We start from the raw sequence: 9,088 nt of genomic DNA on the forward strand, positions 1-9,088 counted from the left end.
ATGCTTACTTATTCTCATCAAAACATCGATCAAAGCGATATAGATACGCTTACAAAAGCTTTAAAAGATGAAATTTTAACAGGGGGTAAAAAGGTAAATGAATTTGAAGAAGCTCTTTGTGAATATGTGGGCGTAAAACACGCTTGTGTATTAAACTCAGCCACTTCAGCCCTTCATCTTGCCTATACAGCACTAGGCGTCAAAGAAAAAATCGTTTTAACCACTCCTTTAACCTTCGCTGCTACGGCTAATGCGGCCTTAATAGCTGGAGCTAAGGTAGAGTTTATCGACATTAAAAACGATGGCAATATTGATGAAAAAAAACTAGAAGCAAGACTTTTAAAAGATAGTAAAAATATAGGAGCTATTAGCGTGGTGGATTTTGGGGGAAATAGCGTTGAAATAGATGAAATTTCAAGCCTTGCTAAAAAATACAATATCCCTTTAATCGATGATGCAAGCCATGCTTTAGGTGCCTTATATAAAAGTGAAAAAGTAGGAAAAAAAGCCGATCTTTCTATCTTTTCTTTTCATCCTGTTAAACCCATCACTACTTTTGAAGGCGGGGCTGTGGTGAGTGATAATGAAGAGCTTATCACCAAAATCAAGCTTTTAAAAAGCCATGGTATAATTAAAAAAAGGCTTTGGGATAGCGATATGGTAGAACTTGGCTATAATTACCGCTTAAGCGATGTTGCTTGTGCTTTAGGGATAAACCAGCTTAAAAAACTCGATCACAATCTTGAAAAAAGAGAAGAAATCGCAAGTTTTTACGATAAAGAATTTGAAAAAAATCCTTATTTTTCCACGATAAAAATCAAAAATTATAAAAAAAGCTCAAGACATTTATACCCTATCTTGCTTTTTCCTGAATTTTATTGTCAAAAAGAAGAACTTTTTGAAAGCTTACTTCATACAGGAATTGGCGTACAGGTACATTATAAACCAACTTATGAGTTTAGTTTTTATAAAAAACTCTTAGGAGAAATCAGACTCCAAAATGCGGATAATTTTTACAAAGCCGAGCTTAGCATACCTTGTCATCAAGAAATGAATCTAAAGGATGCAAAATTTGTAAAAGATACTTTATTTAGCATTCTTGAAAAAGTTAAAAAGGGATATTGTGGATAAGCTAGACTTTAGAAGTCAAGATTTTAGCCAAACTGGAAAGGCTATGTATGAACTAGCTTGTGAACTTTTTCCTATCCCTAGAAGTATCACAGGGCAAGGTTTTAGAGATAGCTTAGAAATTTTAAATAAAACTCTGGGCGGGGGGGGGATACTCAAATTTCACTCTATAAAAAGTGGTACAAAGGTTTTTGACTGGATAGTCCCTGATGAATGGAACGCCAAAGAAGCCTATATCATCACTCCAGAAGGAGAAAAAATTTGTGATTTTAAAAAGCATAACTTGCACCTTCTAAACTATAGCGAAGCTATCGATAAAGAAATCGAACTAGAAGAACTTCAAGATCATCTTTACTCCATAGAAGAAATGCCCGATGCTATTCCTTATGTAACGAGTTATTACAAAAGGCGTTGGGGATTTTGTCTCACGCATAATGAAAGAAAAAAACTTAAAAAAGGCAAATACAAAGTTTATATCGATGCAAAACATGATGAAAATGGGGTTTTGGACTATGCTGATTTTATCCTACCTAGTACGCAAAATTCAAAAGATGAAATTTTAATTTCAACCTATCTTTGTCATCCTTCCATGGCAAATAACGAGCTTAGTGGCCCTGTGGTGGCTATTTTCCTAGCAAAATGGCTTTTGAGTTTAAAAGAAAGAAAATATAATTACCGCTTTGTCATCATCCCTGAAACCATAGGGTCTATAGTCTATCTTAGCAAACATTTAGAGCATTTAAAAAAATATGTTAAAGCAGGCTTTGTGCTTTCTTGCTTAGGCGATGATCATGCTTACTCACTCATACATACACCTAAAGAAAACACTCTAAGCGATAAAGTTGCCTTGCATACGCTTAAAAATAAAGAAAATTTCAAAGCTTTTAGTTTTTTGGATCGCGGAAGCGATGAAAGACAATACAATGCTCCGCTTGTAAATCTTGGCATTGTAGGAGTATGTCGCACAAGATACGGTGACTATGATGGATATCATAACTCAAAAGATGATCTCAATTTTATCTCTGAAAAAGGCTTAATGGGTGGACTTTCAAGCATACAAGAAATGATTTTAAATCTAGAAATCAACGCTGTATATGAAAACACCATAGTATGCGAACCCAATCTTGGTAAAAGAGGACTATATCACACCCTTAGCACTGCTAATGACATTCCTTTGGCTTGTAATTTTTTGGCTTACTGTGATGGGGAAAATGATATCATCGATATAGCCAATATCTTAAATATGCAAGCTTATGAATTTAAAGAACTTTTGGAAAAAATAAAATTTTATGGACTGGTAAAATGAAATATTTTTTAGAACACAATGGCAAAAAATACTCCGATAAGGATTTAATAGATGCTTTTTATCAACTAGGTATAAAAAGGGGTGATATTTTATGCGTACATACAGAACTTATGAAATTTGGCAAAGCTTTGCTTACTAAAAATGATTTTTTAAAAACCTTACTTGAATGCTTTTTTAAAGTGCTAGGCAAGGAAGGCACTCTTCTAATGCCAACCTTTACTTATAGTTTTTGCAAAAATGAAACTTATGATAAAGTGCATTCTAAAGGCAAAGTGGGAGTGCTGAATGAATTTTTTAGAACTAGCGGGGGGGGGTTAGGCGAACTAGCGACCCTATTTTTTCCTTTGCTGTGAAGGGTGCTAAAGCGGATATTTTTTTAAAAGAAAACTCAAGCTGTTTTGGAAAGGATAGTGTATATGAAATTTTAACTAGGGAAGGTGGGAAATTTATGCTTTTAGGCTTGAATTATGGACACGCCCTAACGCATTATGCTGAAGAGAGAAATACCAGCTTTTGCAGGTATTTTAAGGAATTTAAGGGCTTGGTGATTGACGAGCTAGGACAAAAAAGAGAAAAAAGGATAAATTATTATGTAAGAGACTTGGAAAAAGCCTATGTATGCAGCCTTGATAAGATAAATGAAATCGTGCGGCAAACAAGGTATTACAAAAGCATAAAATTTGCAGGAGATTTTCTAGAAAGCTATGATGCTAAAGAATATGTCAAAGCCATAGGCAACGCCCTTAAGCAGGATAAATTTGCCATATATGAAAAGCTTCTTTTATGAAAAATATTTAAAGGTAGTTTATGAAATATTTACTTGAATTTGAAAATAAAAAATACTCCACTTACGACTTCATAGAAACTTTTTACAAACTAGGACTACAAAAAGGCGATACCTTGTGTGTGCATACTGAACTTTTTAATTTCGGTTTTCCCTTGCTTTCTAGAAATGAATTTTTACAGACTATATTAGATTGTTTTTTTGAAGTTATAGGCAAAGAAGGCACTTTGATCATGCCAACCTTTACTTATAGTTTTTGCAAAAATGAAGTTTATGACAAAATAAATTCCAAAACAAAAATGGGAGCATTAAATGAATATTTTCGCAAACAAACAGGAGTAAAACGCACAAACGATCCTATATTTTCTTTTGCTATAAAAGGAGCAAAAGAAGAATTATTTTTAAAAGATACAACAAGTTGTTTTGGGGAAAATTGTGTTTATGAGGTTTTAACCAAAGAGAATGGAAAATATATGACATTTGGAGGCCAAGGACACACACTAACACATTATGCAGAAGAACAATTTAATGTATTTTACAGATATCATAAAATTTTCTCTGGAATTTTAATTGATGAAAACAATATATCATACAATAAAACCATTAGTTATTATGTTAGAAAACTTGACATATCTTCTGAACCCAATTTAATTAACATTATCAATATTGTTAATAATACTAAAAATTTTAAAAAAAACAATTTTGCAGGAGATCATATAAATATTTACAACGCTAAAGAATATATAGAAATTTTATGGAAAAAATTAGATATAAACCAAACAATTCTAATAGAAAATTATGATACAATATATTAATTTTCAACATTCTCAAGAAAGTGGTATACAATGGAAAAACAATTTTATGAAATTTTAGAAAATATACTTGAAACCAAAGTAGATGAAAATACAAATTTAAGCATGGAAAACTGCAAGAACTGGACTTCTTTAGCTCATATTGATATCATCATGAGTTTAGAAGAAGAATTTGAAATCAAATTTAACAAAGAAGATTTAAGTCTCTTAAAATCTCAAAGCGCTTTACTAGAAAAAATTCAAACCCTAAAGGCAGAAAAATGAAAGAAAATATTGAAAAATTATTTCAAGCCATCGCTCAAAAAAATCCTATCCATTCTAAATATCTTAAAAAAATTGAATTTTCACAAGAAGACGAAGAAGAATTTGATAAATTAATTTCTTATTATATTCAAGATGGTATCAGTATAAAAGAACAATGCGATTGTTATTTATTGATCCTTAACGATACTTTAGAAGAAACAAAATTTTTCATAGAAAATGGGGCTTATCGTTATTCTAGCTTTGATGAAGTTAAGGATAAAGTTTATTTTAATGAAAGCTATATGAAACAATACATGATAGGCTTAGCTCTTTCTTCTTTTGTTTGGATAGCTCATATTAAAGTGAGAAAGTATTTTTCACAATATTTAAAAAATTTTACTCCAAAAACAACTTATTTTGAAATAGGCCCTGGCCATGGAGAATATTTTGCAAGAGCGGTTAAAAGTGGTAAATTTTCCGCCTTTTATGGACTTGATATCTCTCCAACAAGTTGCGAACTTACTCAAAAAATGGTAAAACAACAAGTAGGGGGATTGATTACAAAATGTGATTTTTTATGTCAAGATTTTTTTACTTATGATTTTGATAAAAAAGCTGATTTGATAGTGATTGGAGAAGTGCTAGAACACGTAGAAAAACCTCTTGAATTCCTTAAAAGATCTAAAGAGCTTCTTAGCGATGGAGGGGAAATTTTTGCAACTATTCCTATCAATGCTCCTGCTATTGATCATATTTATTTATTTTCCCATCCTGATGAAGTTAAAGATTTGATAGAAAAATCAGGCTTAAAATTTAAAGCTTATGAATGTTTTATGGCAAATGATTATAGTTTAGAAAAAGCATTGAAATTTAAAAATGCTATCACTATGGCAGTAGTTTTAAATGCTTAATAAAACACTCAATTTACCCCTTCATCATATAGGCGTGGCTTGTAAAAATTTAGAAAAAGAAAGGGAATGTTTTTTTAAACTAGGTTTTTATAAAGAATCAGAATTTATAGATGAAAAACAAGGGGTAAGAGGCGAATTTATCATTCCTTGTAATGAAGCATTTCCACAGTATAGATTCGAACTTTTGCAAAATTTAAACGATAAAGGACCACTAGATAGCTATTTGAAAAATAATACCAAAATGTATCATTTAGCCTATGAAAGTAAAAATATCGCCCAAGATTTAATTCTTTTGGAACAACAAGGAGGCATTTGTATTGTTCCTATTATGCAAGCAAGCTATTTTGCTAAACTTTGTTTTATCATGATGCCAAATAGGCTTTTAATCGAACTTGTGGAGCTAAAATGAATCTTTTTTCACCTCATTTAAAACGCAATAAGCTTATAAAATTTGCCAAAGAATTAGACTTTAGTAAAAGTCAAGATCTTCTTATTAATGTCCATAGAAATCATGCTTTTGAAGGAGTGCAAAGTATCATTGCTCCTTTTTTACATTTTGCTAATTTAAGAGCTGAGTTTAATTTCAGCTCTTATGATGATAGCTTGAGTTTTGATAACTTTAAAGAAGCTAGTTTAGAACTTTTATGGCTAGATTTAACCCGCTATAAAAATAATGTGCAAAATTTTATAGAAGAAAGACTTTTAGAACTAAGAAAAATTTCACAAAGCCCTATTTTAGTCCTTAGTTTAGGAGAATTTAAAACAGATAAAAAAATTTTAAATTGTGAAATTTTTAACATAGAAAAACTCATAAAAGAGTATTTTGATGAAGAAGATATTTTAGACTTAGCTAAAGAAGAACTTACAGGCTCTAAGCTTAATAATAAAGCCTTGATTTTCTTGGCACAAATTTTAGGACTTAGTCTCATCCCTGCACTTGTAAAACCCGCTCTTAAAGCTCTTGTACTTGATCTTGATAATACCTTGTATCAAGGAATTTTAGGTGAAGAGGGTATAGATAATCTTAATTTAAGTCCTTTACACAAAACCTTACAAGAAAAAATTAAAACTTTTAAAAAACAAGGGTTTTTACTTGCCCTAGCTTCAAAAAATGAAGAAAAAGACGCAAAAAAACTTTTTGAAATAAGGAAAGATTTCATCTTACAATGGGATGATTTTGATGTTAGAATGATCAATTGGGAGCCAAAAGGTGAAAATATCTTAAAAATTGCTAAAAAATTTAATATAAATACTAACGCTATGCTTTTTATAGATGATAATATCGCCGAGCTTGAAAATACCAAAATTACAGGCGTTAAAACACTTTTATGCGATGAAAATATACTTTATAAAATCAAACTTTTTCCTAATCTTTTAAAACTTTCAAATACCAAAGAAGATCAAATTCGTGCCAAAGATATAGCAGCCAATGCTTTAAGAGAAGAGCTTAAAAGCTTAAGCGATGAAGAATATTTTCAAAATCTTGAAATCAGCTTAAATTTTAGCAAAAATGATCTGCAAAATATCCCTCGCATTAGCGAACTTTTAGGCAAAACCAATCAATTTATCGCTAATTACACACGCTTAAATCAAGAAAAAGTCGCACAACACATGCAAAAAGAACTCATTGTAAGTGTGAGTATGAGTGATAAATTAAGCGATAGTGGGATTATCGCTATTTTTGTTTTTTCTTGTAAAGAAGGAAATTTATTTATCGATGATCTTTGCATTTCTTGTAGGGCTTTAGGTAGAAAACTTGAAACTAGAATGTTTTTTAAAGCCTTTGAACTAGCTTTATATTTCTTTGATCTTAAAAACAATAATGCAAGGCTTTACTATCAAAAAGGCGAAAGAAATATGCCATTTTTGAGCTTTTTAGAACAAATTTCCAAAGAATTTGAAAAAAACTCAGCCCTTATTCCATTTCAAAATTTAAACTTCAAAGGACTTATAATCCATGAAAACTAGATTTGATAAAGCTAAAATTTCAGGCATTTGCGTAAGCGTACCTGAACATAAAATTTGCATTGATGATGAGTTAGAAAGCGTTTTTTCAAACGATATCAAAACCCTTAAAAGAATGAAAAAAGTCATAGGTTTAAACACGCGTTATATTTGCGATGAAAACACTTGCGTAAGCGATCTTGGAAAACACGCAGCCAATACACTTTTACAAGGTTTAAATATAGATAAAAATAGCCTTGATGCACTCATCGTAGTAACTCAAAGTCCTGATTTTTTCATGCCTTCTACGGCTTGTTATTTACACCAACTTTTAAATTTAAGCTCTAAAACCATAGCTTTTGATTTAGGACAAGCTTGTGCAGGGTATTTATACGGCTTATTTGTCGCTCATTCTTTAATACAAAGTGGCTTAGGTAAAATTTTGCTCGTTTGTGGGGATACTTTAAGCAAATTCATCCATCCTAAAAATATGAATTTAGCTCCAATTTTTGGCGATGGAGTAAGTGCAACTTTGATTGAAAAAACGGATTTTAATGAAACCTTTTTTGAACTTGGAAGCGATGGAAGACATTTTGATAAACTCATCATTCCAAAAGGTGCGATGAGAATACCTAAAGCAGATATTTTTAACGATGATTCGCTCATGCAAACTGAGGAGTTTAGACAATTAGAAAATCTTTACATGGACGGAGCAAATATTTTTAATATGGCTTTAGAATGCGAACCTAAAAGCTTTAAAGAAATTTTAGAATTTTCTAAAGTAGATGAAAAAGACATTGCTTTTCATCTTTTTCATCAATCTAATGCGTATTTGGTTGATTGTATTAAAGAAGAGTTAAAACTTAATGATGATAAAGTTCCTAATTTCATCATGGAAAAATACGCTAATTTAAGCGCTTGTTCACTACCTGCCCTACTTTGTGAACTAGATACTCCAAAAGAATTTAAAGCGAGTTTGAGTGCTTTTGGTGCAGGGCTTAGCTGGGGAAGTGCCGTGCTAAATTTCAAGGATTTATACACAAAAGATATTTTAATTTACACAAAGGAGAAATAATGACAAAAACTGAATTTTTAGAAGAGCTTAAAGAAGCTATGCATAGAGATGAAGACTTAAATGAAGATATGCTACTTGATGATATAGACGAGTGGGATAGTTTGGCTTTTGTATCTGTGATGGTGCTTTATAAAAATCTTTTTGCTTTAAAAATCACAGCCGAGGATTTGAAAAATTGTCAAAAAGTGAGCGATTTAATCAATTTAGCAAAGCTTGATTAAAACCTTTAAGGTTTTAATCTTTTATCGTTAATTCAAATTTATCTCCCACATCTTTAAATATAAACACTTTATTTCCACAAGGATAAGAGATGGAATTCTCTTGCATGAAAGATTTTCTTTTTTGCAATTTTTCAAGCATTAAAGGAAGTTCTTTTCTAAATAAGGCTTTATCAGGTATACCACAACCATGATCTAAATTTTTAATAAATTTTCCATCAATTTTATTTTCATCTATCAAATTTAAGCTTACATCGTAACCTAAAATTTTTAATATTTGCATGGTTTGTTCTTTAAAATTTGCTGGAGTTAAAGGATCTTCTTTACTATGATAACTCACATAAATAATATTTTTATTTTTTTGACTTTGTAAAATTAAATGATCTTTATTTAACAATGTTCTAATAAAATAATTTTCATTATTAAAAAAATAAGGTGAATTTTCTTTACGCGTCCAGTGGGTTTTTAGAAAACAACTTACAAAAAAATGATTGCCCTGTATATACATATCTCCATTAGTATCTTTACTTTCAAATTCCAACTCTCTACCAATAATATAATTAAGCGGTGGAACAGCCGAACCCGAATTATCAATCACGCCATCAACATACCAAGGGGCTATTTTAGCTATAAGCAAGGCTAAGTATCCTCCATAAGACCCCCCCCC

The 9,088-nt window shown here is 31.0% G+C and carries 10 protein-coding genes and 1 pseudogene; 10 read left to right on the plus strand and 1 reads right to left on the minus strand.

Features of this window, described 5'->3' with window-relative positions; all coding sequences use genetic code 11:
• The 10 genes and pseudogenes from pseC to ELQ06_RS03870 all read left to right on the plus strand — a co-directional run bounded on the left by pseC (position 1) and on the right by ELQ06_RS03870 (position 8,424).
• On the plus strand, positions 1–1,131 hold the full coding sequence (pseC, locus tag ELQ06_RS03825; protein ID WP_134237467.1) for a UDP-4-amino-4,6-dideoxy-N-acetyl-beta-L-altrosamine transaminase: 1,131 nt from the start codon (positions 1–3) through the stop codon (positions 1,129–1,131).
• The gene (locus ELQ06_RS03830; protein ID WP_050459943.1) at positions 1,124–2,434 is read left to right on the plus strand and encodes a DUF4910 domain-containing protein; all 1,311 of its coding nucleotides are present in this window, start codon (positions 1,124–1,126) and stop codon (positions 2,432–2,434) included. The genes pseC and ELQ06_RS03830 overlap by 8 nt, the downstream gene beginning before the upstream one ends.
• A pseudogene (locus ELQ06_RS03835) lies at positions 2,431–3,221 on the plus strand (AAC(3) family N-acetyltransferase). The gene ELQ06_RS03830 and the pseudogene ELQ06_RS03835 overlap by 4 nt, the downstream one beginning before the upstream one ends.
• A gap of 20 nt (positions 3,222–3,241) precedes the next feature.
• On the plus strand, positions 3,242–4,033 hold the full coding sequence (gene legH, locus ELQ06_RS03840; protein WP_002856586.1) for an N-acetyltransferase LegH: 792 nt from the start codon (positions 3,242–3,244) through the stop codon (positions 4,031–4,033).
• Positions 4,034–4,063: 30 nt separating this feature from the next.
• Complete coding sequence (locus ELQ06_RS03845; RefSeq protein ID WP_002781997.1) at positions 4,064–4,294, plus strand: acyl carrier protein; 231 nt, start codon at positions 4,064–4,066, stop codon at positions 4,292–4,294.
• Complete coding sequence (locus ELQ06_RS03850) at positions 4,291–5,184, plus strand: class I SAM-dependent methyltransferase (RefSeq protein ID WP_002909649.1); 894 nt, start codon at positions 4,291–4,293, stop codon at positions 5,182–5,184. The genes ELQ06_RS03845 and ELQ06_RS03850 overlap by 4 nt, the downstream gene beginning before the upstream one ends.
• On the plus strand, positions 5,177–5,593 hold the full coding sequence (locus tag ELQ06_RS03855) for a VOC family protein (protein ID WP_002854069.1): 417 nt from the start codon (positions 5,177–5,179) through the stop codon (positions 5,591–5,593). Before ELQ06_RS03850 ends, ELQ06_RS03855 begins: the two co-directional genes overlap by 8 nt.
• Positions 5,590–7,152: an HAD family hydrolase gene (locus tag ELQ06_RS03860; RefSeq protein WP_032583813.1), complete on the plus strand. Its 1,563-nt coding sequence runs from the start codon at positions 5,590–5,592 to the stop codon at positions 7,150–7,152. Before ELQ06_RS03855 ends, ELQ06_RS03860 begins: the two co-directional genes overlap by 4 nt.
• Positions 7,142–8,203, plus strand: a complete 1,062-nt coding sequence (locus ELQ06_RS03865) for a beta-ketoacyl-ACP synthase III (RefSeq protein WP_002860489.1) — start codon at positions 7,142–7,144, stop codon at positions 8,201–8,203. The genes ELQ06_RS03860 and ELQ06_RS03865 overlap by 11 nt, the downstream gene beginning before the upstream one ends.
• On the plus strand, positions 8,203–8,424 hold the full coding sequence (locus ELQ06_RS03870; RefSeq protein ID WP_002777644.1) for an acyl carrier protein: 222 nt from the start codon (positions 8,203–8,205) through the stop codon (positions 8,422–8,424). Before ELQ06_RS03865 ends, ELQ06_RS03870 begins: the two co-directional genes overlap by 1 nt.
• A 13-nt stretch (positions 8,425–8,437) precedes the next feature.
• Here ELQ06_RS03870 and ELQ06_RS03875 read toward each other — a convergent pair.
• Positions 8,438–9,088, minus strand: a 651-nt coding sequence (locus ELQ06_RS03875) for a DUF2920 family protein (protein WP_243833224.1), incomplete at its 5' end; no start/stop codon positions are given.

Origin of the sequence: Campylobacter sp. CH246 (assembly GCF_004378835.1) — a bacterium.
GTDB classification, from domain to species: domain Bacteria; phylum Campylobacterota; class Campylobacteria; order Campylobacterales; family Campylobacteraceae; genus Campylobacter_D; species Campylobacter_D jejuni.

What these genes read in the sequence shown, in the direction of transcription:
- pseC (WP_134237467.1), top strand. Translation starts at nt 1, where the DNA reads ATGCTTACTTATTCTCATCAAAACATCGATCAAAGCGATATAGATACG.
- ELQ06_RS03845 (WP_002781997.1), top strand. Translation starts at nt 4,064, where the DNA reads ATGGAAAAACAATTTTATGAAATTTTAGAAAATATACTTGAAACCAAA.
- ELQ06_RS03855 (WP_002854069.1), top strand. Translation starts at nt 5,177, where the DNA reads ATGCTTAATAAAACACTCAATTTACCCCTTCATCATATAGGCGTGGCT.
- ELQ06_RS03870 (WP_002777644.1), top strand. Translation starts at nt 8,203, where the DNA reads ATGACAAAAACTGAATTTTTAGAAGAGCTTAAAGAAGCTATGCATAGA.
- ELQ06_RS03860 (WP_032583813.1), top strand. Translation starts at nt 5,590, where the DNA reads ATGAATCTTTTTTCACCTCATTTAAAACGCAATAAGCTTATAAAATTT.
- legH (WP_002856586.1), top strand. Translation starts at nt 3,242, where the DNA reads ATGAAATATTTACTTGAATTTGAAAATAAAAAATACTCCACTTACGAC.
- ELQ06_RS03850 (WP_002909649.1), top strand. Translation starts at nt 4,291, where the DNA reads ATGAAAGAAAATATTGAAAAATTATTTCAAGCCATCGCTCAAAAAAAT.
- ELQ06_RS03865 (WP_002860489.1), top strand. Translation starts at nt 7,142, where the DNA reads ATGAAAACTAGATTTGATAAAGCTAAAATTTCAGGCATTTGCGTAAGC.